The 24,179-nt window shown below is 70.8% G+C and carries 26 protein-coding genes; 10 read left to right on the top strand and 16 right to left on the bottom strand.

Going from position 1 to position 24,179, the window contains the following annotated elements; genetic code table 11:
• Positions 1–22: 22 nt before the first annotated feature.
• Complete coding sequence (locus D7193_RS25220; RefSeq protein WP_147434447.1) at positions 23–517, bottom strand: L,D-transpeptidase family protein; 495 nt, start codon at positions 515–517, stop codon at positions 23–25.
• A 79-nt stretch (positions 518–596) separates the two neighbouring features.
• On the opposite strand from D7193_RS25220, the gene D7193_RS25225 reads away from it, so the two are divergent.
• Complete coding sequence (locus D7193_RS25225) at positions 597–866, top strand: hypothetical protein (protein ID WP_147434448.1); 270 nt, start codon at positions 597–599, stop codon at positions 864–866.
• A gap of 280 nt (positions 867–1,146) precedes the next feature.
• Here the strand turns inward: D7193_RS25225 and D7193_RS25230 are convergent, their stop codons facing one another.
• From D7193_RS25230 to D7193_RS25240, 3 genes are all read right to left on the bottom strand, one after another.
• Complete coding sequence (locus D7193_RS25230) at positions 1,147–2,310, bottom strand: hypothetical protein (protein ID WP_120782031.1); 1,164 nt, start codon at positions 2,308–2,310, stop codon at positions 1,147–1,149.
• Complete coding sequence (locus D7193_RS25235) at positions 2,307–2,822, bottom strand: SigE family RNA polymerase sigma factor (protein WP_120782032.1); 516 nt, start codon at positions 2,820–2,822, stop codon at positions 2,307–2,309. Before D7193_RS25235 ends, D7193_RS25230 begins: the two co-directional genes overlap by 4 nt.
• A gap of 527 nt (positions 2,823–3,349) precedes the next feature.
• Positions 3,350–5,179: a CocE/NonD family hydrolase gene (locus tag D7193_RS25240; protein ID WP_120782033.1), complete on the bottom strand. Its 1,830-nt coding sequence runs from the start codon at positions 5,177–5,179 to the stop codon at positions 3,350–3,352.
• A gap of 325 nt (positions 5,180–5,504) precedes the next feature.
• On the opposite strand from D7193_RS25240, the gene D7193_RS25245 reads away from it, so the two are divergent.
• Positions 5,505–6,476 (top strand): S66 peptidase family protein, encoded by a 972-nt coding sequence (locus D7193_RS25245; RefSeq protein ID WP_120782217.1) that lies wholly within the window; start codon positions 5,505–5,507, stop codon positions 6,474–6,476.
• Between the two features lie 35 nt (positions 6,477–6,511).
• Here D7193_RS25245 and D7193_RS25250 read toward each other — a convergent pair whose 3' ends face one another.
• The 3 genes from D7193_RS25250 to D7193_RS25260 all read right to left on the bottom strand — a co-directional run bounded on the left by D7193_RS25250 (position 6,512) and on the right by D7193_RS25260 (position 9,577).
• A complete protein-coding gene (locus D7193_RS25250) occupies positions 6,512–7,810 on the bottom strand; it encodes a glycosyltransferase (RefSeq protein WP_158674858.1) in 1,299 nt (432 codons plus the stop codon).
• Positions 7,811–7,928: 118 nt separating this feature from the next.
• On the bottom strand, positions 7,929–8,930 hold the full coding sequence (locus D7193_RS25255) for an NADP-dependent oxidoreductase (protein ID WP_241563389.1): 1,002 nt from the start codon (positions 8,928–8,930) through the stop codon (positions 7,929–7,931).
• Between the two features lie 83 nt (positions 8,931–9,013).
• Positions 9,014–9,577, bottom strand: coding sequence for an HD domain-containing protein (locus tag D7193_RS25260; protein ID WP_241563391.1), 564 nt, complete (start codon positions 9,575–9,577; stop codon positions 9,014–9,016).
• Positions 9,578–10,125: 548 nt separating this feature from the next.
• Between D7193_RS25260 and D7193_RS25265 the strand changes: the two genes are divergently transcribed.
• Complete coding sequence (locus tag D7193_RS25265) at positions 10,126–11,187, top strand: GlxA family transcriptional regulator (protein WP_277749920.1); 1,062 nt, start codon at positions 10,126–10,128, stop codon at positions 11,185–11,187.
• A gap of 25 nt (positions 11,188–11,212) precedes the next feature.
• Here the strand turns inward: D7193_RS25265 and D7193_RS25270 are convergent, their stop codons facing one another.
• Both D7193_RS25270 and D7193_RS25275 read right to left on the bottom strand, forming a co-directional pair.
• Positions 11,213–11,806, bottom strand: a complete 594-nt coding sequence (locus tag D7193_RS25270; RefSeq protein ID WP_120782038.1) for a TetR/AcrR family transcriptional regulator — start codon at positions 11,804–11,806, stop codon at positions 11,213–11,215.
• A 226-nt stretch (positions 11,807–12,032) separates the two neighbouring features.
• A complete protein-coding gene (locus tag D7193_RS25275; protein ID WP_120782039.1) occupies positions 12,033–12,749 on the bottom strand; it encodes an alpha/beta fold hydrolase in 717 nt (238 codons plus the stop codon).
• A 25-nt stretch (positions 12,750–12,774) separates the two neighbouring features.
• Here D7193_RS25275 and D7193_RS25280 point away from each other — a divergent pair, with 25 nt between their 5' ends.
• The 5 genes from D7193_RS25280 to D7193_RS34755 all read left to right on the top strand — a co-directional run bounded on the left by D7193_RS25280 (position 12,775) and on the right by D7193_RS34755 (position 16,893).
• Positions 12,775–13,470, top strand: coding sequence for a helix-turn-helix transcriptional regulator (locus D7193_RS25280; RefSeq protein ID WP_120782040.1), 696 nt, complete (start codon positions 12,775–12,777; stop codon positions 13,468–13,470).
• Between the two features lie 226 nt (positions 13,471–13,696).
• Positions 13,697–13,825, top strand: a complete 129-nt coding sequence (locus D7193_RS34630) for a hypothetical protein (protein WP_277749921.1) — start codon at positions 13,697–13,699, stop codon at positions 13,823–13,825.
• Positions 13,826–13,899: 74 nt separating this feature from the next.
• Positions 13,900–15,816: a CocE/NonD family hydrolase gene (locus D7193_RS25285; protein ID WP_120782041.1), complete on the top strand. Its 1,917-nt coding sequence runs from the start codon at positions 13,900–13,902 to the stop codon at positions 15,814–15,816.
• A gap of 246 nt (positions 15,817–16,062) precedes the next feature.
• Positions 16,063–16,683 carry a hypothetical protein gene (locus D7193_RS25290; protein WP_120782218.1) on the top strand — a complete coding sequence of 207 codons (621 nt, stop codon included), beginning with the start codon at positions 16,063–16,065 and terminating at the stop codon, positions 16,681–16,683.
• Positions 16,684–16,704: 21 nt separating this feature from the next.
• A complete protein-coding gene (locus tag D7193_RS34755; protein WP_338324118.1) occupies positions 16,705–16,893 on the top strand; it encodes a DUF6745 domain-containing protein in 189 nt (62 codons plus the stop codon).
• 60 nt (positions 16,894–16,953) lie between these two features.
• Here D7193_RS34755 and D7193_RS25295 read toward each other — a convergent pair whose 3' ends face one another.
• The 5 genes from D7193_RS25295 to D7193_RS25315 all read right to left on the bottom strand — a co-directional run bounded on the left by D7193_RS25295 (position 16,954) and on the right by D7193_RS25315 (position 20,695).
• Entirely contained in the window at positions 16,954–17,298 is a 345-nt protein-coding gene (locus D7193_RS25295) for a transcriptional regulator (RefSeq protein ID WP_120782042.1), read from the bottom strand.
• Positions 17,295–18,005: a hypothetical protein gene (locus D7193_RS25300; protein ID WP_120782043.1), complete on the bottom strand. Its 711-nt coding sequence runs from the start codon at positions 18,003–18,005 to the stop codon at positions 17,295–17,297. The genes D7193_RS25295 and D7193_RS25300 overlap by 4 nt, the downstream gene beginning before the upstream one ends.
• A gap of 73 nt (positions 18,006–18,078) precedes the next feature.
• Positions 18,079–18,789, bottom strand: coding sequence for a hypothetical protein (locus D7193_RS25305; RefSeq protein ID WP_120782044.1), 711 nt, complete (start codon positions 18,787–18,789; stop codon positions 18,079–18,081).
• On the bottom strand, positions 18,786–19,697 hold the full coding sequence (locus D7193_RS25310) for an ATP-binding cassette domain-containing protein (RefSeq protein WP_120782045.1): 912 nt from the start codon (positions 19,695–19,697) through the stop codon (positions 18,786–18,788). The genes D7193_RS25305 and D7193_RS25310 overlap by 4 nt, the downstream gene beginning before the upstream one ends.
• Positions 19,694–20,695, bottom strand: a complete 1,002-nt coding sequence (locus D7193_RS25315) for a hypothetical protein (protein WP_147434449.1) — start codon at positions 20,693–20,695, stop codon at positions 19,694–19,696. The genes D7193_RS25310 and D7193_RS25315 overlap by 4 nt, the downstream gene beginning before the upstream one ends.
• 83 nt (positions 20,696–20,778) lie before the next feature.
• On the opposite strand from D7193_RS25315, the gene D7193_RS25320 reads away from it, so the two are divergent.
• Both D7193_RS25320 and D7193_RS25325 read left to right on the top strand, forming a co-directional pair.
• Complete coding sequence (locus D7193_RS25320) at positions 20,779–21,966, top strand: sensor histidine kinase (RefSeq protein ID WP_120782047.1); 1,188 nt, start codon at positions 20,779–20,781, stop codon at positions 21,964–21,966.
• Complete coding sequence (locus D7193_RS25325; RefSeq protein WP_120782048.1) at positions 21,959–22,609, top strand: response regulator; 651 nt, start codon at positions 21,959–21,961, stop codon at positions 22,607–22,609. Before D7193_RS25320 ends, D7193_RS25325 begins: the two co-directional genes overlap by 8 nt.
• Before the next feature lie 11 nt (positions 22,610–22,620).
• Here the strand turns inward: D7193_RS25325 and D7193_RS25330 are convergent, their stop codons facing one another.
• On the bottom strand, positions 22,621–22,953 hold the full coding sequence (locus D7193_RS25330; RefSeq protein WP_120782049.1) for a TfoX/Sxy family protein: 333 nt from the start codon (positions 22,951–22,953) through the stop codon (positions 22,621–22,623).
• 311 nt (positions 22,954–23,264) lie between these two features.
• The gene (gene sigJ, locus D7193_RS25335) at positions 23,265–24,179 is read right to left on the bottom strand and encodes an RNA polymerase sigma factor SigJ (RefSeq protein WP_241563393.1); all 915 of its coding nucleotides are present in this window, start codon (positions 24,177–24,179) and stop codon (positions 23,265–23,267) included.

Below are 24,179 nucleotides of genomic sequence, written 5' to 3' on the forward strand. Positions count from 1 at the left end.
CGCGGCGCGGGCGGTGTGGCGGTCAGTATCGGCCGAGGTTCTCGCTGGGCGCCATCACGATGCGCGGAGAGGCGGCCGGGTCCAGCCACTCCAGTACGCGGAGCAGGTTGGACTGCGCCAACGAGACACACCCGGCGGTACCGCCGCTCCCCGAGACGTGCAGGAAGATGCCGCTGCCGCGGGCTGGGGTGGCTGTCCGCACCGGAATGTTGTAGTTGATGACCGCGAAGTAGTTGTACTGCGGCACGGTCTGCCACAGCGCCTCGCTGTACCCACCCGGGTCCGTGCCATGCACAAAGCTGTTGTACGTCGGCGAGCTGGGATTCTCGTCCCAGTAGTCGTTCGTGACCAGCCGGTGGTAGCTGTACTTGACACCCGGGTTGGCGAGCACGCCGTACATGGTGGAACCGATGCTGTAGACGCCCGTGGGCGTCGTGGGGACGCCCTCCTCGTGACTGTCGCTGAATCCCTTGGTGCCGATCCGCGCACTCATCACCCCGAACTTCGGCCGCCACACGCCGCTCACCTTTTCGAACGTCTCGAGGGACGCGACGCTCGTACCGTAGCCGCTGCTGTAGACGACGATGAGCTGGCGGGTGCCGGACGGAATGGTGTGCAGCCGGGAGGCGATGGTGCTCGGTGCAGCCGCCGTCGCAGCTCTGCTGGTCGTGACGTGCGACGGCGACCGGCTGAGGGACGGCTTCGTGGACCGGCTCGCCGACGGCGACGGCGACCGGCTGGCCGACGGCGACGGAGACCCGCTCGCCGACGGCGAGGCGGAGAGGCGTGCGGAGTCGGTCGGGCCGGGATCGCCGGTCACCGAGAGGTCGACCGGAGCCGACCCGGCATCGACCGCGCCGTTCTGATCCGGATCAGCACAGGACGTCATTCCCAGCCCGCCGAGCAGCGCCACCGCGATGGCACCAACCACAGCCCGCCTGATCGGCGCACGCATTCGTACTTCCCCCATGGTTTTGATCTCCGCCACCGCGGCGTCGCGGTGGGCTGTCCGGCTGAAGCCGGCCTTCCACCATCGACAGGCGCTGCCCGTTTCCGCGCCGTTACATCGCACGCGGCATTCAACGCAAACGTTCCCCGGGGAGTTACCGCACGTTCACGCCCGGGCCCTCTCGCCCGGAACGACCTCTAGCGGTGGCAGCGCCACACTAGCGGGCGATACACCTCGTTCTCGTAGACGGCACCGACCACGGTCAGACCGTCGTCGCTGATCCCATTGGCCGTGTACGTGCCCGCCTCGGTCGCCTGGACGTCGGGCCGCCCCGGCAGCCGCCGAGACGTGCCGTCTGCGGCGACGACCAGCGGTGCACCGTCGCCGACCAGCAGGTCGCCGTTCCCAGCGATCCCGGACGTCGACGGGAACGGCAGCACGCTCACCGCCCCGGTCGTGAGATTCCACCGTACCGGGAGCATCTGCACGGAACCGCCCTGCCGGGCGCCGGGAACCATGCCGATCGCCCACTCGCCATGAGCCGAGTCGACCGAGGCACGCGGGTAGCCGTCGGGCACCGCCAGCGCCGCCCCGGTGCCCTGCGGTGTCCACCGGTAGGGCAGCTGGCCCATCGCGCCGACGACCGTGCCGTCCTCGGTGATCCCGGTCGCGGCGGATCCCGGCCGGCCGACCAGCCGGTACTCCTGCGGGCGGCCCGCCGACCACACCACGGCCTGGCGCGAGTCGCCGGCGCCGCTGGCGGTGCCGGCGATGTCGCCCCGGCCGTTGACCGCGTGCACGAGGACCGCGTGATAGCCGGGCGGGGTCGCCAGGAAGCGCAGTCTCCCATCCCGGTAGACCCAGCCCGTGCCGTCGCCGTTGGTACCGACCACGTCGCCGCCGGCGTTGACCGCGGCCGCGTGCCGCGCGCTGGCCGGCAGGACGCTTGCCTCGCCGTCGGTCCAGAGCACGACCCGCCCGTCCTCCTGCCCGGTGCCGATGTCACCGACGATGTACCGCCCCGTCGGGTCGACGCCGTTCGCCACCGCTACCGGACCGCCGATCGGCTGCGGCAACCACGACGCGTCGCAGGTGACCCCGGGGGCGGTTGACACGGTCGCTGTCGGTGACGCCGCGAGTGCGGGCGCGGCCGGAGCCGGCCCTCTGCCGGCCCCGCCGAGCTGGACGGCGCCCGCGACGCCGAGCCCGACCGTCACCGTCACCGCGGTGATCCCGCCCAGCCGGCGACGCCGGCGGCGGCGCCGGCCGTCGCGGACCGCCCGGGCGACGTCGACACGCGGCTCCGGAACCGGCGCCGCCTGCAGCAGTGCGGCGATCCGCTGGTCGTCCAACGTGGTCATCTCGGATTCCTCCCGGACATCTCGGTAACGTCGAGCACCTGACGGATTGCCGCCAGCGCCCGAGCCGTCTGCGACTTCACGTTGCCTTCGGAGCAGCCCATCGCGGCGGCCGTGTCGGCCAGCGACAGGTCACACAGGAACCGCAGGACCAGTACGGTGCGCTGGCCCCGGGGAAGGTGGGCGAGCGCGGCGAGCAGGCTGTCCCGCTCGGCCAGCGCGTCGTGCGGTGTGGCCGGCGTGCGCTCCGGCTCCGGCGTCGACCCCAGCAGCCGCACCTTCGCCCAGCTCAACCGCTTCTCGTCGACGAGCTTGTGGACCAGCATCCGGTGCACGTACGCGTCGACGTTGTCGGCCCGGCTGACCCGGCGCCAGTTCACGTACAGCGCCGTGATCGTCCGCTGCACCACGTCGTCGGCCAGGTGGGCGTCGCCGCACATCAGGAACGCGGTCCGATGCAGGCTTGTCAGTCGCGCGGAGACGTACTCCACGAACTCACGCTCGGCATCCACCATCGGGGCTCCCTTCTCCGCAAGCTCGACGGGTCCGGACGACCGTCAGGTTGCGTCAACGCCGAAGTTCGGCGGATGCCCGATCAGCGCCGGTGCCCGTAGCGCCAACCCGCGGGAGGGCGTCCTGTCGTCGTCAGATCGTGGTCGGCGCGGAGGAGCCAGCCGAACGACGACACGTACGAGTCACCCGGCCATGAGGGCCACCGGCGCGACCCGGTTCGGCGACGCACTGACCGAGCAGATGGGGCCGCACGGCGCGCGAGCGCGCCGGTCTTTCGGACACGCTGCCCGCTGCGCCGGACGCGTCGTTGCCGTCACCGTCGCATGCAGCGACGCGCGGGGCCCGCTCGACGCGTATCCACGGAGGTGCGGGGGCGAGGCAGCCGCTTGAGCGTGCAGCCGAACGCGCGGGGCCCGACCTCACGCTACGGTGTTCCGCTCGAGACCCGCGGGTAGATCGGGCGGGAACCAGCGGCCGACCGTCACGGCCTGCCCGGTGCCCGCTAGGCGGGCACCGGGCAGCCGTTCGGTCAACCGTTCTGGGAAAGCCTCAGCGGGAAGGTGCCGTGGCCGACGTTGCTGAGCGTGGTGGTGTTCGCTGCCAGGTACGAGTCCAGGTACGGCGAGCGGTCACCCTGGGTCGGCACGTCGGACCGCGGACCCTGCACGTCCAAGGCGAGCCGGGCGCCGGAGACCTTGATCGTGTGGCCCGAGGGCACGTCCCGCCATCTGTTGGAGTCGATGGTCCCGATCTGGACTCCCAGCCGGTGCCCACGCTCGATGGTCCAGTCGGTCGACTTCAGATCGAACGAGATCGGCCCGCTCCTCTCCAGCAGCGCGACGTTCTCGTCGAACATCGTGGCCGTGCCATCCGGAGCGACGTCCCACAGGCGCACCATCACGTTTCCGCTCGTGCTCGCGTGGAGCGTGATCCGCGGTGTACCCGTGATCCGCAGCGTCCGGGGCGCGGGGGTGGACCAGGTCCAGAAGCTGGAGGCTGAGGCGTCGCCCTGCTTGGCGGCGTTCTTCTCGGCACGGGACAGCACCTCGGCACGCGGCGCCCGCTCCATGTCCCAGCGGCCGTTGTCCGCCGCGGCGGTCTCCGCGGCCGCCGCCGAGGCGCCGCCGTCGTCGAGGTACCGGCCGGTGGAGAGCCGCGCGTCGTACGAGGTCGAGATCAGGGGCCAGGTCTTCTGCGCGCGCCAGTGGCCGAGGCTGTCCTCGATGGCGTACGCCGGATCGGTCACCGACGGCTGAGTGCCGCGGAGGTACTGGTCGTAGAACCGCATCACCTCGTCGAACCAGCCGGCACGACCCATCGCCAACCGGCCGTCGCCGTGGGTGTCGTTGCCTCGCACGTGGTCCCACTGGCCGAGCCAACCGCGCTCGGGGCCACGGTGGTTGGCCAGGTACTCGTCCATGTCCTCAGGCTTGGTGTTGGACTCGATGAAGCCCTGGGTCACGAACAACGGGGTGCGGGTCCCGGCAGCGTCCCTGGCCAGGTTCCTGGCCCGCCAGTACGCCGAATCGGCGTCGGGGTTGTTGTTGTTGGTGATGTTGTCACTCAGGCACTCCGGATGGCTCGCCTCGTAGAGCGCGTTCGCCCTGTACCGGTCACTGTCGCCGGCCATCGGAGGCATCACCGCGATCGAGTTGTACGCCGCCGGCGTGCCCGTGACATTGGGACGCGGCACCTTGTTGCTGAACAGGTAGTTGTACATGTCCCAGACGGGTTCCTGGGCGACGACCGCCTTCAGGGCGTCCATCTTGAGGTTGTTGCCCACCAGCCCCGTGACGGCGTCGTAGGACTTGCCGTACATCCCGACCTTGCCGTTGGACCACCGCTGGCTGGCCGACCACGCGATGGCCGCCCGGACGTCGGCCTGTTCGCCCGGGCCGACCCAGTCCAGGCACCCGGTGCTGCCGCCGAAGCCGCGCAGGTCCACCATCACGAAGGTGTAGCCGCGCGCCATCAGGTCGGCGCCGTCGACGAAGTCCTGGAAGCGCGCCGACGGTCCGACGTTCTCCCACCCCTCGGGGCCGGTCTGCCCGGCGTGCGCGAAGTAGGGACCCACCGAGAGAATCACGGGCGTCTTCGCATCGGCCGACAGGTGTGCCGGGCGCAGCACGTCGGCGTGCAACTCGACCCCACTGCCGTCCGACGACGGGAAGTACGCCTCCGTCCACGCCGCCCCCTCGGGAACGCGCGGATTCTCCTCGTGGGTGATCGGCTCGTCCGCTACCGCGGCCACCGTCCCGGATGCCTGCGCCGCCGCGGGCACTCCGCCCGCGGTGAGGGTCGTGACGATGCCCAGTGCACCGGCCGCCGCAACGGCTGACGCCTTTCTGCCAAGGTTCATCCCCTGCTCCCCTGAAACACGTTCCGGTCGAGGCCCAGCCTGGTCGTTCGTAGCGAGCGTAGTGACTGACATCGTTCTTGTCTGCCCTCGACCTTCACCGGCTCCGACCGTCGCACGGGGCCAGGACGGCACGTATCCCTTGTGGACGACCCATAGCATCGACGCCATCTGATGGCCTGCCGGCCCGGAACGCCGGTCCCGGCACACGGAGAGGACGCCGATGCGAGAGTTCGACGAGGCCCCATCCACGACGGATCCCCGAGCCGCCGCCCTGTCCCGGCGGCGCGTGCTGCATGCCGGCGCCGCTGCGGCAGCCGGCGGCGCGATGCTGATCGGCACCGCCGGGCCGGCTCAGGCGGCGCCGCGCGACGGACGGGCACCGGTCCGGGCCCGTGCCCTGGTGCCCGGTGACCGGGTTCGGGTGGTGTCGCCGGGAAGCGCCCCGGATCCTGCCCTCATGGAGCGTGGTACCGAGATCCTCCGCGGCTGGGGTCTGGAGGTGGAGCTGGGCGAGCACGTCTTCGCCCGGTACGGCTACCTGGCCGGCACCGACGCGCAGCGGCTGGCCGACGTGAACGCGGCGTTCGCCGACCCTGGTGTCCGGGGCGTCTTCGCCGCGCGTGGCGGCTACGGCACCCAGCGGATCGTGGACCGGATGAACGTGTCCGCCCTGCGCCGCGACCCGAAGGTGGTGGTCGGATTCAGCGACATCACGAGCATCCATGGTCGGCTGTGGCGCGAGGCCCGCCTGGTCAGCTTCTACGGCCCGATGGTCAACTGGACGGACAGCCGGACCGGTCCCGACTCGGCCGAGGCGCTGCGCCGAGCGGTGATGACCACCGCGCCGATCACCATCCACCGGGATCCGGGCGAGACGGCCGCCCCGGTCATGGTGCCGGGCAAGGCGACCGGCCGGCTCCTCGGCGGCTGTCTGACCCTGATCTCCACCTCGCTGGGCGCCGCGGACGCCCCCGACTTCGACGGCGCCATCCTGTTCTTCGAAGACGTGGACGAGGCGCCCTACAGCTACGACAGGATGTTGACCGAGCTACGCCGGGTCGGCGTGCTGGGCCGGGTTGCCGGGGTGGTGATCGGCCAGATCACCAACAGCGTCGGCGGACCCGGCGAGTGGGACGCGTCCGCCGTGCTCAAGGACCGCCTCTACGACCTCGGCGTTCCGGTGCTCGGCGGGCTCCGCCTCGGGCACGGCAACGGCCAGTTGACCGTGCCGCTCGGTGCCCGGGCCACGATCGACGCTGAGGCCGGAACCCTGACGGTGGAGGCCGGCGTCCGGTAGCCGGACGTCGACCGCCCCCTCCTCGACCGTACGGCTCAGCGGCCGGCGGCCTCGACGATCTCGGCGATCGCCTCGAACGGGTCGTACTGGCTGATCTCCTTGGCCATGATTCCGGCCTGGGCGCGGTAGCCCGGCTCGTGCAGCACCGTCTGGACCGCGGCGCGCAGGTCGGCGTCCGCGGGCGTGCCGGTGCGCAGGTTGACGCCGGTGCCGCTCCACTCGACGCGGGCAGCCACCTCCGGCTTGTCCTCGCTGGCTCCGGCGACCACCAGCGGGACCCCGTGGTACAGGGCGATCTGCACCCCGCCGTAACCGCCGTTGGTGACCAGCACGTCGGCGTGCGGCAGCAGCCGGTCGAACGGTACGAAGCCGGCCAGCCGTACGTTGTCCGGCACCTCGGTCAGGGCCTGGCGTACCAGGTCCGGCCCGTCCTCCCGGACAGTCGCGGCCACCACGAGGACGTCGAGGTCGGCGAGGGCACGGACGGTGGGAATGACCAGTTCGTGCAAATCGGTGTTGGCGACGGTGCCCTGGGTCACGACCACCACGGGCCGGCCGGTCGACAGCTCGGGCCACCACGCCGGCTCCACCCATTCGCCGCTGGGTGCCGGGGGCAGCGTACCGATGAACCGCAGGTGCGCCGGAAGGTCCCTGCGGGGGTACTCGAAGCTGGGCACGGTCAGCTGCAGGTAGTGGTCCGTACGCCGAAACGGCGCGTCGAAGAGGTAGTCGGGCATCGGCACGCCCAGCGACGCGAAGGTCGCCTCCCCGAATCTCTGCAGTTCGGCGAACGCCTGCCGCACCTCGGCGTTCATCGCCCGGTTGCGGACGCGTGCCTCCTCGCCCGGCGCCGGCAGGAGGCCGGGGCCGAACGCGGGAGTGTCATCGCTCTGGATCAGCAGGGGGACGGAGCCCAGCGTCACGAGCGTCGGGCGTTCCCCGGGCGCCGCGGAGAGGCCGAGCAGCGGGATCGACCAGAACCCCAGCTCACCGAGCACCACGTCCGCCGGAAATGTCTCCAGCAGCGCCCGTAGACCGCGCGCCTGCGCCGGCAGGTGGCCGAGGAAGAAGTTCTCGAAGTCGAACGACAACTGGGCCGGTCCGGGCGGCAGCGTGGCCCGCACCGGAAAGCGCGTGTCCAACTTCCGGTCGTCGAGGTCGGCTTCCGGGGGCAGCGCCTGGAACCGCGCTCCGATCGCCAGAGCGCGCTCCTCGAACCGGGACCCGGTGTACACGACCACCTCGTGACCACGGTCGACCAGGTCCGCCGCGACGGTGAGGACCGGGTTCACGTGCCCCTGAAAGGGAGTGGCTCCGACAATTACCTTGGCCATTCGGATTCCTTCATGTGGAGGTGTCGGGCCGACGCCTGGTGGTGGATGTTTCCGTCGCAGGGGTACGCCCGGCGACCGTCGACAGCCGATCACCAGGCTGCCGACGGTCCGCGCACTGCTAGGAGCGCTGGGCTTCGTGTTCGTCCGCGACCTGGATGATCGTCTTGCCGTGCGTACGGCGGTGGCGGGCGAACGCGGCGGCCGTCTCGGCCAGCGGTCGCACATCGCCGACGATGGGCTTGAGCCGGCCGGCCCGGACGCGCTCGGCGAGGTCGGCCAGCCGGGCGCGATCAGGCTCCACCACGAAGAAGATGGCTCGCCCGTCCCTGGGCTGCACCGTCGGTGGCTCGGCAATGGTGACGACGGTGCCGCCCGGGCGTACCAGTGCGGTCGACCGTTCGAGGATGTCGCCGCCGATGACGTCGAACACCACATCCACCTCGCCGACCTGCTGCAGGTCGTCGGTCTCCAGGTCGAGGAAGGCCTGCACGCCGAGGCCGAGCGCGACGTCACGGTCGGCGGCCCGTCCAGTGCCGATCACCCGGGCGCCCACCTCTCGCGCGAGTTGGACGGCGATCGAGCCGACGCCGCCCGCGGCGCCGTGGATGAGGACGGTCTGCCCGGTCGTGAGGTGGGCGTGATCGAACAGTCCCTGCCACGCGGTCAGGCCGGAAATGGGCAACGCGGCGGCCACGGTATGGTCGATGTCCGCCGCGAGGGGCGCCAGGTTGCGAGCCTCCACCGCGGTGTATTCAGCCAGGGATCCGTTGCGGGCCCAGTCGGTCAGGCCGAACACCCGCTGGCCCACGCTGAGGCCGGTGGTTCCGTAGCCGAGCTCGACCACGGTTCCGGACAGCTCGTGCCCGGGGATGGTGGGCGTCCGGTCGCGGCCGCCGCGATCGGTCCACGTCGCCGGCCAGTCGAGCTCTCCGGGGGTGAAGCCTGCGGCGTGCACGCGCACGATGACGTCGTTCTCCGAAGCGTGCGGGTACGGCATGTCGGTCAGGGTGAGGCCCCCGACACCCGCGTCACGGTCTCGCACGGTGATCGCTCGCATGCGCAAATCCTTTCCAACGCTCATCGATGCGGGCGCGATCGCGCGCCCGCAACGCAGGGTCACTCATGACGCGCGTGGTCCCGCGTTCGGCAAGGATCACCGTGAGAGCCGTCACCGGGCAGCACGCCGCGCTCCCCCGGCCTCGCTCAGCTCGGCCAGGGCGAGCCGAGGATGCGCTCGACCGTCGTCGTGCGCGGGAAGCCGGGGATGAAGTGCTCGATGATGTCGGAGTTCACGGTGCCGTTCGTGGTTTCGGGGCGGTTCTTGAACCCCTCGAACTGGGCGCGCAGAAACTCGTTCTTGAAGTCCCCTCGCGGGTGGGCGGCCAGGATCTCGGCCACCTGGTCGCCGTCCAGCCCGTCCAGGCCCAGGCCGAGCACGTCGGTCAGGACACCGAGCTGGGTGGTCGCGATCTCCGGGCCCATCAGGTGGGGAATGCCCGGGGTCGTGTGCAGCGCGATCGCCGTCCAGACGGTCTCGGCGGCGGCCGTCGAGAAACCCCGGTCCAGGAGGAACTTGCGCGCATGGTCGGCGCCATCGACTTCGAAGCGCTGCTCGGCGTCGGAGAAGGGGGTCAGGAGGCCCGCGTCGTGGAACATGGCCGACACGTAGAGCAGCTCCGGATCCGGTTGCACACCGAGCTGGTGAGCGTGGATCTGGCTGAAGAGGAAGACCCGCCGGGAGTGGTGGTAAATGAGAGGGCTGGTCATTTCCTGGACGATCCTGGTCGCTTCGGCGACCGCCGCCGTGTCAGGAATTTCCAATCCCGCGATGACCTCTGACATAACCTCTGACTTTCGGAACAAGGTGTGTGGGCTGCGGACCGTTGTGCGAGTTCCATGCTGCCCACCGGTCGGTGCCTGCCGCCGCCTTTGTCCGGCCAGGAATCACTGAGATCCGGACAGGCGAAAATTGTGTTCCCCGCCACGCGCGGCACCACGTCGCGCGGCCGGCCCGGCACGTGGCCTGCGGCTTCGCGCCGCCCGTCACACCTGGTTCTCGTCGATCAGCGTTCGCGGACGGCCGCGGCTTTGCTCGAACAGCCACCTCTGCCACAGCGTAAGGCAGCACAACCGAATCGTGAGGGACTTGCCGGCGAACGCCGCCCGGTCGACCCGCCGGCGGTAACGGGAGGCAGGCCCTTTCGCCCGCGGTCGTCGCACCTCGCTACAGTGCACCTGAGCAAACGGTTCCCCGGACCCCGCCCACGCGGATGCCCGTCATCTCCGGTGACGGTGTGCTAGCAAAGGACGTGTCCATGCCTTCTGCGTCGCCGACCCGAGGGCGGTGGCCGGCCGGGCCCGGCCGGCCACCAGGTGGATCGGGCTCCGGAGAGTCCGGAGCAGGCAAGGCCGTCCCCCACCGCGTCGCGGTCCTCGCGTACGACGGAGTGACGTTGCTGGACATCGCCGGACCCGCGGAGGTGTTCAAGGAGGCGAACCGGTTCGGCGCCGACTACCGGATCGAGCTGCTGTCGCCGACCGGCGCCGACGTCACGTCGAACCTCGGAATCCGGATCGCTGTCGACGGCGCCATCTCCTCCGAGCCGGCTCCCGACACGCTACTGGTGGCCGGGTCCGACCTTTATCCGCGTACCCCTGTCCCCGCCGACCTGGCCGACGCCGCGCGGAAGCCGGCGGCTACGGCCGGCCGGGTCGTGTCGGTCTGCACCGGGGCGTTCGTCCTCGCCGCCGCCGGCCTCCTCGACGGCAAACGCGCGACCACGCACTGGAAGGTCGCCCACGAACTCGCCGCCCGATGCCCGACGTGCCGCGTCGAACCCGACGCGATCTACGTTCGCGACGGCACCACGTACACCTCGGCGGGAGTGACGGCCGGCATCGACCTGGCGCTCGCTCTCGTCGAAGAGGACCACGGGCCCGACCTGGCGCGCCACGTCGCCCGCGCCCTGGTGGTGTACATGCAGCGTGCGGGCGGCCAGTCTCAGTTCTCGGCACCGCTGCAGGGACCGCCGCCCCGCTCGCCGGCCCTGCGCACGATCACCGATCTGGTGACGGCGAACCCGCGCGGCGACCACTCGCTCGCGGAACTCGCGAAACACCTCAACGTCAGTACCCGGCATCTCACCCGCCTCTTCCACGACGAGTTGTCCACGACACCGGCCCGCTACGTGGAGAACATTCGGTTCGACATGGCCAGGGCACTGCTCGACCAGGGACACACCGCGACGCAGGCCGCGGCACTCGCCGGGTTCCCCAGCTACGAGAGCATGCGACGGGTTTTCGCCAGCAAGCTGTCGATCAGTCCCGCCGCCTACCAGCGCCGGTTCAGCACCGCCCGCCGCACCACCGCGGGCTAGGGATCCGCGGCCGTTGCGCGTGCCCTCACGGCGTGGCCGGTCCACCTGATGTGTCAGCGATCCGGGTGACGAGGAAATCCAGCCGCTCTGCCTGGCCGTCCGGGGGGATGCGGCCGCTCTCGGTCAGAGCGGCGATGCCGTGCAACGCGCTCCAGGTGACTTCGGCGAACAGTCCGCGTCGCGGGTTGTCCGAGCGAAAGCAGCTCACGAACTCGTCGAAAGCGGCGCGCAGCGGGGGTGGCGTCTCGGCGTGCGCGAACTTCACATCGGTAGGCAGGATGAACATGGCCTGGTAGAGGGCGGGCTGCTCGGTCGCGAACTCCAGGTAGGCGCGGCAGACGGCGTGCAGTGCCTCGGGCGGCTCGGAGGTGGCCAGCCGGGCACGGCGCAGGCGGGCCGCGAGTTCACCGAAGCCCTCGATGGCGACGGCGCGCATGATCGCGTCCTTGCCGTTGAAGTGGCTGTAGAGCACGGGCTGGCTGTATTCGACGCGCTCGGCCAGCCTCCGGGTGGTGACGGCCTCCCATCCTTCCGCCTCGGCCAGTTCGCGGGCGGCCGTGATGATCAGCTGATGGCGTCGAGCGCGTTCACGTTCGCGGCGCTCGGAGATGGCGGACATGACCTCATCGTAGCAACGCTAGAGATCCTGCCGAGGATAGGACTAGCAACGCTAGGACAGCTAGCGCCCGCGAGTGGTGGGCTTCACCCCCGAGTCGACAGAGGCTCTAGCATCGCCGGCATGGCAACACGGCTCGTTCAATCAACATGAAGGCTCGGGACGACTCCGCGCGGCAAGACTGCGGACTCTCGGCGCCACTGCCATCGACCTGGACCAGGATCTAAGGTCAGGGTCGTGCACCGAGGAATCGCGTGATCGAGCTGGCCAGCGCCCGGGGGGCCTCAAGCATGGGTAGGTGGCCGGTGTCGAGGGTGTCCGCCCAGGCGTGACCGAGCCGCTGGGCGCAGCGTCGCTGTAGCGCGACCGGCAGCTCGCGGTCCTGAGCGGCGAGCACGTATCCCCGCCGGCCGCTCCACGAGCGATGGCCGGTCCTGTCGCGATACAGACCGGGTGACTCGGGAGTGAACTCTGCGATGAGGCGGCCAGCGGCCTGGTCGTCGAGACGGTGCGCGAGGCGGCCGCGGATAGCCGAGGCCGGTGGGCGAGTCCCGGCGACCCGCATCGCCACGTTCAGCAGCCACCGGTTCGGCACCGGCATCGCCGAGATGAACGACCCTGCGGCCTTGGGGATCACGGCCGTCACCGCCAGGAACGCGCTGACACGTTCGGGCGCGAGCCGGGCGACCTCGGCGCCGATCACGCCACCGGCCGAATGCGCGACGATCGCGAACCTGCCCGTGGGCGCGGAACCGATGGCCGCCTCGGCATAGTCGCGCAAGGAACCCTCGACGCCGCGGCTCGGTCGCGCAGCGACCTGGACCTCGTGAGGCCAGCCCATCCGCTGGTGGACGTCGTCCCAGATCCAGGCCGGAAGCCCGGCGCCGCTGATGAACAGGATCGGGTCGCGTGGAGTGCTCATGACGGCATCGTCACGCGCAGCCATGTCACGGGTATGTCACCATTTCCGCATGAACCGCACCGACCGGTTGTACGCGCTGAGGGAGGAACTGCGGCGCGCCGGCAGCGCCGGACGGACCGCCGAACGTCTCGCCGACATCTTCGAGGTCAGCGTACGGACGATCAAACGTGACATCTCGGCCCTGCAACACGCGGGTCTGCCCGTCTACGCGCGCCCCGGACCCGGTGGAGGCTATGTCGTCGACAGGGCCGCCACGCTGCCGCCGGTCAACTTCACCGACGCCGAGGTCTGCGGGCTCGCCGCGGCCGTGGCAGCCCACCGCGGGCAGCCCTTCGACGGCCACGCCCGCGCCGCGCTGGTCAAGGCGCTGAGCGTCATGGATGCGCAGGCCCGGCAACGCGCCAACGCCGTGAAGGACCGCGTGTGGATCGACCACACCGACACACCACGTGACGCCCGGGTCCGCCACACGGTCGAGCGAGCTCTCCACGAACAACGTGTCCTCGTCGTGCACTACCGCGACACGCACGACAGGCGGACCGTGCGCCACGTGGACCCCGTGCTCCTCGCGCGCACCCGGGGACAGTGGTTTCTCGTCGCGCACTGCCGGATCCGCAACGCGATCCGCTGGTTCCGCCTCGACCGGGTGACCTCCGCGCAGCTGACCAGCGAAACCGCCGCCAGCATCCCTGTCGAGGCGGTCGGCGCCCCACCCGCCACCGCCCGGGCCGTCGCCGACCTCTGACGCTCATCCACCGTCACAGACCGATGCGACCGCCGCATCCCGGGCGAATTCGCGGTGATCTCCACTAATACGAGCATGCTGCGTGACCTGCGAAGACGAGATCGACGGAGGTCTTGCACAAGTCTTCGTATACAACATACGCTCGCGAGAGCCGCCGACTCGAGGAGCTGCCATCGAACCGTTCCAGCGACACGAGCCCAGGGCCACCGTCCACTGTGTCCCTACGGTGTGGCCGTCGACGCGATCGACGCACTGCTCGCTCGGCGCCCCGATCTGCCGCCTCCTGAACGTCTTCGTGGCGGGCACCTCGGCCACCACCGGTTTCGCGTTCTTCGCCGACGGGCCGCCCGCCTGACAACCGCCCACTTCACCGACTGATCGGTGGCCCCAACACGCCCTGCCCACGCCCTACTCACCAAGGAGCTGACCATGGATCTCCCCGTCGATCGACAACGACGATCACGACCACGACACTGGCTGCCCGGCGTCGCCGTGCTGGCGCTCGTGGCCTCGCTCGGGTTCGCCACACCGGCGGCCGGCGCCGAGGAGCAGCCGACCGGGCAGCGCCCTGTGTTCGAGAACGGCCGAGCCCAGCCGGTGTACGCCGGCGAGGAGATCATCACCCAGAACGTCTGGGTCGAGGTCGAGGGCATGGACACCGACCGGGACGGCGCCAATGACCGCATCCGGGTGCAGATCCGGCGGCCGGCATCGACCGACAAGGGCATCCAACTGCCGATCATCATGCAGGCGAGCCCCTACTGGGGAGAGGGAGGGGCGTTCCTCAACAACGAGGTCCACGTCCCGCTCTACGCGCCCGAGAAGCCGGGCTACGCGCCTCCGCCGGATCCCGGCCCGTTCCCGTACTTCCCGCTGCCCGACAAGCCGTACGACGGCACCGAGCCGCCACACCAGACGATCAACGGCGGGACGTACCAGAACGAGTTCCTGCAACGCGGCTTCATCTTCGCCCACGCGCAGATGCTCGGTACGGGCAGCTCGACCGGGTGCACGACCGGGGGCGGTCCCGAGGAGCACAACTCGCTCAAGGCGGTCATCGACTGGTTCAACGGCCGGGCCGACGCGTACGACATCGACGGCAACCGGGTCGAGGCCACCTGGACCACCGGTCAGGTCGGGATGATCGGCACCTCCTACGACGGCACGCTACCGATCGGGGTGGCCACGACCGGCGTGAAGGAACTGCGGGCGATCGTGCCCATCGCGGCGATCTCCAGCTACTACGACTACCGCCGGATGAACGGCACCCCCATCTCGACCAACACCAACCTCGGGGGCGACCAGAACTCCAACCACAACTCCAACATCTCGCGGAAGTACCCGGAGGTGTGCGACTACACCAAGGAAGAGGTCCGGCGGGGTCAGGACCGGACAACCGGCGAGTACAACGAGTGGTGGCACGAGCGCAACTACCTGCCGAACATCGGCAACATCGCCGGCGGCGTCCTGGTGCAGCACGGCCTGAACGACCAGAACGTGAAGCTCCGGAACGCCGCCCAGCTTATCGACGCGCTCGAGGAGAACGGCATCCCCCACCAGGTGTGGCTGCACCAGGGCGGGCACGGCGACCGGGCGCTCTCGAACAACCGGGCCGCCTGGCTGGACCTGCTCAACCGCTGGTGGACCTACTGGCTGCACGGTGTGGACAACGACGTGCTGGACGAGCCCGCAGCAGTGGTCGAGCGTGAAGACGGCACCTGGACGCCGTACGACAGCTGGCCGGCGCCCGGCTCCGCCTCCACGCGCCTCTTCCTCGGCGCGAGTGGCGACAACACCACCGGCACGCTCGCGCTCACACGCAACGCCGAGGACGGGCCGGTCACCGAGACCTTCGTCGACGACATGACGATCGACGCGACGAACTTCGCCCGCGCCGAGCAGTCCCCGAACCGCCTCGCCTACCGCACCGCGCCGCTCACCAAACCCGTACACCTGAGCGGGACGGTGCACCTCTCGACCCGGATGTCGATCGACGCCCGGGCCGCGATCGTCAGCGCGATGCTGGTCGAGTACCCGAAGTCGGGCAACCCGAAGATCATCGCGCGGGGCTGGTCGGACCCGCTGAAGCGGTTCGGCCTGGACCGCAGCTTCGGCATCCAGCCGGGAGCCCCGTTCCTCCACGACTTCGACCTGCAGCCGCACGACTACGTGTTCAACGAAGGCAGCCAGATCGGGCTCGTCGTGTACTCCAGCGACCGGGTCTTCACCCTCCGGCCGCCGCCGGGCACCGAGCTGAGCCTGTACACGCACCACAGCCAGACCCGAGTCGACCTCCCGATCGTCGGCGGCGCGTCCGCACTCGCGTCCGCTCTCGGCGGCGAGTAAGGCCCCATTCGCCTCGGCCCGGTCCGGGTGGCGGGTTCCCGCCCACTCGGGCCGGGCCGGGCGTTCCCTGAAGGAGCCCGCGACGGCTGCCGGCGGGGACACGTCTCCCGCTGAAGCATGTGGCCGCCGAGAAGGCGGTTGCGCACCTGCCGCGTCCTGGACCATAGTCCTCGCCATGATCTCTTCCCGGAAGGGCGGCGACGCCCCGGTGCGATGAGCGCACCCACGCGGCGCGACGACGCCGCGATGCCCGTACAGACCGTCCACGGCGTTCGTGAGCTGTGGCAGCACGCCGACCGGATCCGCCAGGAATGGCTCGGCCACGGCATGTCCACCGAACCGGCCGACAGGTCGACGGCCGAGCGCTGCTTGACCGCCGTCTACGCCCGGATGTCCCGGCCACGACCCCGCTTCGAATGGGTCGACTCGCCCGACAAGGCGCTCCCCCTGATCGCCGGCTGGCCCACCCTCGACCAGCTCTACGAGTGGATCAGGGATCCCCGTCCACACGGGACACCGCCGCTGGCGAGTGATCTCGCCATGCTCAGCTCCCAGCTCCGTGGGGCGCTGAGCGCGGGTGTCACCCAGACCGACCCCGAACTGTCACCGATGCGGGCCGGCCGGACCAGGGAACCCTGGCCCGAACTGGCCCCGCAGCACGCGCTCGACAGTGGTGTTCCGCTCGCCGTCGTCCTGCACCAGGGCGTACGCACAGCGCTGCACCGCAGCCTCGTGCACGGGTACTGCCTACCGGTGCGCGCCGCGCTGGCCAGCACCGGGCCGGTGCCGGTGTGCTGGTACGGGCAGCAGGACGCGTCGTGGATCGCCTACTACGACACGCTGCACCGGCTGGGCCTGGCCCGGTAGGGACGGGACGAGGCTGAACACCTGGGCGTCTGGGCCGGCCTGGCCCGCTCCTGCGGCTGGTGGTGGCCGGGCGAGGACGTCTGCGTGGTGGTGGACCGGCCCGCGGAGATGCGAACCGAGCCGGTTGCCGGGACGGTGCACGACCAGGTCCGACTGCGACCTGGTGGCGTGCGCTACCGCGACGGCTGTGAGCCGCCGGTGAGGCCGTGATCTGAACCGAGTGCCGGCCGGGTCGCGGCGAGACCCGGCCGGCGTTGGTGCTGGCGGTCGCTACCGGCCGTCGGCCGTCTCGACCCGGACGATGAGCTGCTTGAGCCGGGCGATCTCCTCGGCGAGCGCGGCCTGCCCGGCGTCGGTGAGCGTGACCCAGGTCCGGGCGCGCCGGCCGGCGTAGCCCTTCTCGACCTCGATCAGCCCCGCCGACTCGAGCACGCCCAGGTGCTGGGACAGGTTGCCGCCGGTCAGCTCCAGCTGGGTACGCAGGAAGCCGAACTCGACGCGCCGCGCCTCGTGGGCGATGGTGAGGATGCCCAGCCGGACCCGCTGGTGCACCACGTCGTCGAGCCCGGTGGCCGGGTGTGTGGCGGGCGCTGGCTCGTCGAGCGGGTCGCTCACCGATGCCGCCACGGTCGTTGCGCGAGGGCGAAGCCGAGCCCGCCGAGCAGGAGCACGCCGCCGCGAACGAGCAGCGTCGGCAGGAATCCCCAGGTGAACCCGCCCCAGTGGGCGTTCCAGCCGAAGTCGAGCGGCACCAGCACCACCGCAAGGTACCCGACGGTGAACAGCAGCAGCGCGAGGTGGCGCTCCAGCCAGGCCAGCACCAGCAGCGCCATGCCGATCGTGGAGCCCACCTCGACGACGCGGAACAGGAACAGCGTCAGCCCGTTCGGCGGGTCGGGCGACTCGGCGATGGCCCGTCCCCAGCCCTCGTGCACGATGAGCAGCAGCCCGGAGCTGGACAGGACGGCCAGCGCGATGCCCGTGACGACGTACGGCATCACCCGGCCGCCCAGCCCCCGTGCCCGGGCGGCGCGCAGGTAGCCGTAGGCGATCGCCACGTACGACAGGGCCAGGGCCACCAGCCAGTAGACGCCGGCGGCGGTGTTGCGTACCTCGCACACCTGGCCGTTGGGGATCACCGTGCAGCCGAGGACCTGGGTGCCGTAGCGGTGGAACGGAATCGCCGCGAACGTCACCAGGGCCAGCACCAGCAGCGGCAACCAGGTCACCCGTTGGGCTACCCGGACCCGCCGCGTGAGGTGCCGGACGTGCGCGAGCATCCGGTGCGGGTCGCCGCCCGCGGGTATCGGCTCAGCAGTCATACCAACAGGTTTCCATAACAAACCAATTGGCGCTAGTGGTCGACGCAGATGCCAGGCCTGTCGGGCTCGAACATCAGGCGAGGTCGCGGCGTCTCGCGACGAGCAGCGCGACACCCACCACGCTCGCGGTGTACAGGCACAGGAGGCCGAACGCGACCGGCAGCGCCGCGGTGCCGGCCCGGTGGGCGACTGCCGTGACGAGGCCGATCGGCAGGACGTCGCCGATACCGAAGGCCATCCCGAGGAGCATTTCGACGACCTGCCACCCGATGACGGACCCCACGGCCATGCCCGGGTGGGGCACCAGCACACCGATGGCGGTGCCGAGCGCGCCGAGGACGCCGATCGCGGCCGCCACAGCCAGGACACGCAGGACGGCAACGCCCGCACCGTCGAGCGCGACGTCGCGCCCCACGGCGATCGGTGTGACCACGGCTGTCGCCAGCAGCGTGGACAGCAACCCCAGGACGGCGCCGAGGCCCGCGAACGCCCACACCTTGGCGGCGAGCACAGGCACACGCTTCGGCACCGCCAGGTAGTCGAGTCCCACGGTCCGGCGGGCGAACTCGCCGCCGACCAGAGCCGCGGCGAAGGCGGCCACGACCACGCTCACCACGGCGAGTGAGACGTCCATGAAGTCGGCCACGGTCGTGTTGTGCTCCACGGGGTCCAGCGCGGCATCCATCAGGCTCACGACGGCCACGACCGGGAGGACGAGGAGCACCATCCAGGTCGACCGAACGGTGCGCAGCTTCATCAGCTCGGCGCGGGTCAGCGCGCTCATCGGATCGAATCCTTTCCGGTGGTGAGGCGGAAGTAGGCCTCTTCCAGCGAGGGCTCCTCGACGAGGAGACGGTGCACCCCGATGCCGTGGTCGAAGGCGACCCGGCCGACGGAACGGGCGTCGTCGCCGGCGACGGTGACGATGGGCCCGGCGCATTCGAGGACCTGGTGGCCCTGCTCGCGCAGCAGGGCGGCGAGCCGATCCGGCTCGGGGACGCTGATCTGCACCGTCGGGCCGCCGCCGAGCTTTCTCAGATCGGCCAGCGGCTGCTGGGTGATGAGCTGCCCGTGCCCGACGACGACGGCCTCGTCGATCATCAACGCCAGCTCGGGCAGCCCGTGGCTGGACACCAGCACGCCACGTCCCTGGGCGGCGAGGCCGCGCAGGAACTCGCGCAGCCAGCGGATGCCCTCGGGGTCCAGTCCGTTGGCGGGTTCGTCGAGCATCAGGATGGCGGGGTCGCCGAGCAGGGCCGCGGCCAGGGCGAGCCGCTGGCGCATGCCGAGCGAGTAGCCGCCTACTCGACGACCGGCCGCCTGTCCGAGACCGACGCCGTCGATCACCTCCTCGACACGTCGCCGGGGAATTCCGGCCTGGCGGGCGAGGATCCGGAGGTGGTTGCGGCCGCTGCGGCCCGGGTGCACGGCTCCGGTCTCGAGAACGGCGCCGACGGTGCCCAGTGGGTCGGCCAGGTCCCGGTAGGGTCGTCCGGCGACGTGCACGCGGCCGGCGTCCGGGCGGACGTGCCCGACGAGGGAGCGCATGGTGGTGGTCTTGCCGGCGCCGTTGGGGCCGATGAAGCCGACCACGCTGCCGTACTCGACGGTGAAGCTCAGTCCGTCGACGGCCTTGAGCGTGCCGAACGTCTTCGTCAGCGCCTCGACCTCGATCGCATACGCGCTGGTCACGCGCCTCCTCCTTCTGGGTGACTCACCGGTACGGGACGATGCGGGGACGCGAGGGCGGGAGCGCGTGGGTCGCCGGCCTCGCTGCGTGTCGCATTCGTCGGGCCGCGCCGACGCTCGCCCATCGGGCGCGCCCAGGGAGTGCGGCCGCCGGGCTTGAAGACGGAGAGGACCACCGCGGTCCACAGCAGGACGGTGAACAGGCCCATCGCACCGGTCAGCAGCAACCCGGTGGTGCCGGTCTCGATCACGCCGTCCGCGCTGCGGGCCTCCAGCTCCTCGATCCAGGGGCCCTCGAACGACGCGAGGAACGGCAGGGCGAGCGCGATGACGAGCTTGGCCAGCACCCACTTGTGCGTGATGAGACCCCACGGTGTGCCGAGCGAGACCACGACACCGGTGACGATGGTGGCGAAGGCGCTCGGGATCGCCAGGAGAAGGTCGAATCGGTGCAGCAGCAGGTATGCCCCGTGCTGCATCTCGTGGCTGTCGGCCGACGCGCCGACGATCGCCAGCACCAACATGCCCGTCGCGACGCCCAGCCAGCCGACCCCGATACCGACGTGCAGCGTCAGCCACACCTTGCGTGGCGTCCGCTTCAACCGCGGGAAGCGCGGCTTCAGGCTGACCACGATGGCGGACGACAGCGCCATACCCAACCACGGCAGTTCGTGGGCGAGCAGGAACAGGAACTGCGCCGGAACGAACAGCAGGTGGAAGACGATCAGCACGGTCCGGGCGGGGGCAGCGGTCGCGGCACGCTGCAGCGCGAACCAGCCGCCGAACGACAGCACGGTGGCGACCGCGTAGCCGCAGGCCCCCGCGATCGTGAAGAGCGGGTGTGGCGGATCGGGACGCAGCGCGGTCGCGGTGCCCGCGGTGAGAGCGAAGGCACCGAAGACGAGCTGCAGTCGTCGCGGATCGAGACGCTTACTTCCCATGCGCCCAGCGTTGCCGCCGGCGGCCCCGGGGACATCGGCGGATCCGGGACGGTCGCTCATGAAGTCGGTGATGATCTGCGATCGCCTCGTACAACTTTCCGCCGACGCCGGCGTCCACCCGACGGCCTTACCGTGGAAGCACGATGAGGTCCCGTCACCTGCACCAGGTGGTGCGTTGGTTCTGCCGCCGCCCCGTGATCGACGCGGTGGCCGCGTTCGCCGTGGCGGTGTGCACGGCGACCGGCCAGTTCGGGGTGGACTTCTTCGGACCCACCCTCGCCGGATTCGAACCCCGCCTACCCCCGGTGTGGCTCGGTCTGCCCCTCGGCCTCGCGGTCGGCGTGCTGACCTGGCGGCGGCTCCGTTCCCCCGCGGTCCTGCTGGCCGGCACGCTGGCGGCGAACACCCTCGTGTCGGCCCAGGTGGCCGTCATGCTCGCGCTGTACACGCTGGCCACCCGCACGGCAGCGTGGCCGAGGGTCACCGCCAGCATCCTGGTATCGGTGGTCCTGGTCGGCGTCCCGATCTGGCGGTACGCCGGGGCCGACGGCGCGGTACCGGTGACGGTCGCCGTGTGCGTCGCGCCGGCGCTGCTCGGGCTGTACGTCGGTACCCGACGCAAGCTGGTCGAGCGCATCCGGGAACGGGCCGAGCGGCTCGAACGCGAACAGTACGAGCGGGTGGCGCAGACCCGCAGTGACGAGCGGGCTCAGATAGCCCGCGACATGCACGACGTGGTCACCCACCGGGTGTCGCTCATGGTGTTGCAGGCGACCGCCCTGGAGGCGTCCCGGGGCGAGGAGGCCGTGCGTACGGGCCGGCAGATCGGAGCGATCGGCCGTGAAGCCCTCGCCGAACTCCGCTCCCTCGTGGAGGTCCTCCGCAGCGACGGCGACCTGCCGCTCGCTCCGCAGGCCGGCCTGGCCGACGTGGAGGCGCTGGTCGAGGAGTCCCGGAAACTCGGCGTACCGGTGACCCTGGAGGTCGAGAACGACACGGGCGCTCGCCCGTCGCTCCTTGTCGAACACGCCGTGTACCGCGTCGTGCAGGAGGCCCTGACCAACGTGCACAAGCACGCCCCGGGGGCGCGGACCCGCGTCCGGATCCAGCAGTCGCGGCAGTCGCTGCGGGTTACGATCAGCAACGGCCGCGGACGGCCCGCCACCCGTGCGAGCCTGCCGGCCGGCGGCGGCCACGGGCTGCTCGGCCTTGGCGAACGCGTCCGCCTGATTGGTGGGACGCTCACCTCGGGCCCCACCCGCGACGGCGCGTTCGAGGTGGTCGCCGACATGCCGGTCGCACCCGGGACGGACGATGACCCCATTGACTAGGACGCTGATCGTCGACGACGAGTGGATGGTGCGCGCGATGCTGCGCACCATCCTCGAGGCCGCTCCCGACATCACGGTGGTGGGCGAAGCGTCTGACGGTGCCGAGGCCGTCGAACGTGCCCGGACGCTCCGGCCGGACGTCGTCCTCATGGACATCCGCATGCCCCGCACCGACGGGCTGACAGCGACCGAACGGATCGCACGGCTCGATCGGCCGCCGTATGTCGTCGTCCTCACGACGTTCGACCTCGACGAGTACGTGCACACCGCGCTGCGCAACGGCGCCGTCGGGTTCCTGCTCAAGGACGCCTCGGCCGCCGACATGCTCGCCGCGGTGCGCAGCGCGGCGCGCGGCGACGCCATGATCTCTCCTCGGGTCACCCGCAGGTTGCTCGAGAAGTTCGCCGGGCCGACGCCCGATCGGCGCCGCGACGCCGAACAGCGGCTCTCGGTGCTCACCGACAAGGAACGCGAGGTGCTGGTGACCGTCGGCCGGGGCTTGTCCAACGCCGAGATCGCGGCCACGCTCTACATGAGCGAGGCCACGGCGAAGACGCATGTCAGCCGGATCCTGGCGAAGCTCGGCCTCGCCAATCGGGTCCAGGCGGCGATCCTCGCCCATCAGGCCGGAATGCTCGACTGAGTGCGGCGGGATCACTTCGCCGGCAGGCCGCGGGCGAAGGTGACGCCCCGGCCGACCCAACGCTGAAGGTCGGCATCCTCGGCGCAGGCCGAGGGCTCGACGGTGATCCAGCCGCGCATGATCCACCCGCGCATCTCCGTGGGCTGCGCGCCGTCCTCGCTCAGAAACTGCGCGGACTGCGCCGGGTCGACGCGGACCATCAAGCCACCCGCACCACGGATGACCACCGCCATGTTGCCGTTGAGCATCATCGCCAGGCCGCCGAACATCCGCCGCTCGTCGATCCCCGGCTCACCGCCGATCAGTTCACGCACGCGGTTGGCGAGATCCTCGTCGTATGCCATGGCCTCATCCTGGCATCGGCCTGTGACGGATCCCGTGACTCACGGTGCGACGACGGCAGCGTCCGCAAACCGCCGCCCGCTGGGGCCTCCGATCGGCTTGATCGCGCAACTTTGCTGAAGTAGTGGCCTCGATGGCTGCCGGAGGCCACTACTTCCGGGATGTTGCGCGATCTTGGCGTGTGTGGTGGGCCAGAGACCGACCCCGGACTGATCCGCTGGTCGCACCTGGCGCCTCGGCCGCCGGGCATGCCCCAGATTTGGGGCAGCTCGACAGCGTGCGGACCGGCCCGGCGCGCCGGGAGCGCGGGCATCTACCCGTTCCACGATCCCGCATCCGGAAGCGCCCAGGGCCGCAGCTTCTCCGGATTGCGGACCACCCAGATCCGGCTCACGCGCCCGTCGGAGACGTCGAACGAGGCTACGGTCACCACCACGCCGGCCCGCCGGGCCACCAGGCCCGGCGTGCCGTTGACCGACCGCACCAGGAGTTCGAGCCCGGGAGCCATCTCGGCGATGGCGACCATGTACTGGGCGATGCGCGCGCCGCCCTCGATCGGGTGAAGGACGGTGCCGACCAGGCCGCCGCCGTCGGCGGTCATCACGGCGGCCGGGTTGAGGAGACCGACGAGGGCGGCGACGTCCCCGGTCTCCCATGCCTCCTTGACGTGCCTCACCACGTCGGCGTGACCGGTCGCCGCCACCGGGGCGCGCGCGCCGCTCGCTCGCCGCCGGGCGGAGGCCGCGAGCTGCTTGCAGGCCGCAGGCGTACGGTCGAGAACGCGGGCGATCTCGGCGAACGGGTACCGGAACACGTCGTGCAGGACGAACGCCACCCGCTCGGCGGGCGTCATCGAATCCAGGACCACGAGGAAGGCCATGGTCACCGACTCGTCCAGGACGATCTGGTCGGCGGGGTCGCCAGGGCCGACGCCGCGGGCGTGGTCCCACTCGACGCGGTCCGGCAGCGGCTCGGGCAGCCACGCGCCGACGTAGCGTTCCCGGCGGGCGTGGGCCGAGCCGAGCCGGTCCAGGCAGATGCGGCTGGTCACCGTCGTCAGCCAGGCGCCGGGGGACACGATCTCGTCCCGCCGGCTCCGGGGCAGCGCGTACCAGCGGGCGTAGGCGTCCTGCACGGCGTCCTCGGCCTCGGTCACCGAACCCAGCAACCGGTACGCGACGTTGATCAGTTGTCGTCGCTCACCGGCTATCTCGTCGGTGCTGGTCAC

Origin of the sequence: Micromonospora costi (genome assembly GCF_003626655.1) — a bacterium.
Lineage (GTDB): Bacteria > Actinomycetota > Actinomycetes > Mycobacteriales > Micromonosporaceae > Micromonospora > Micromonospora costi.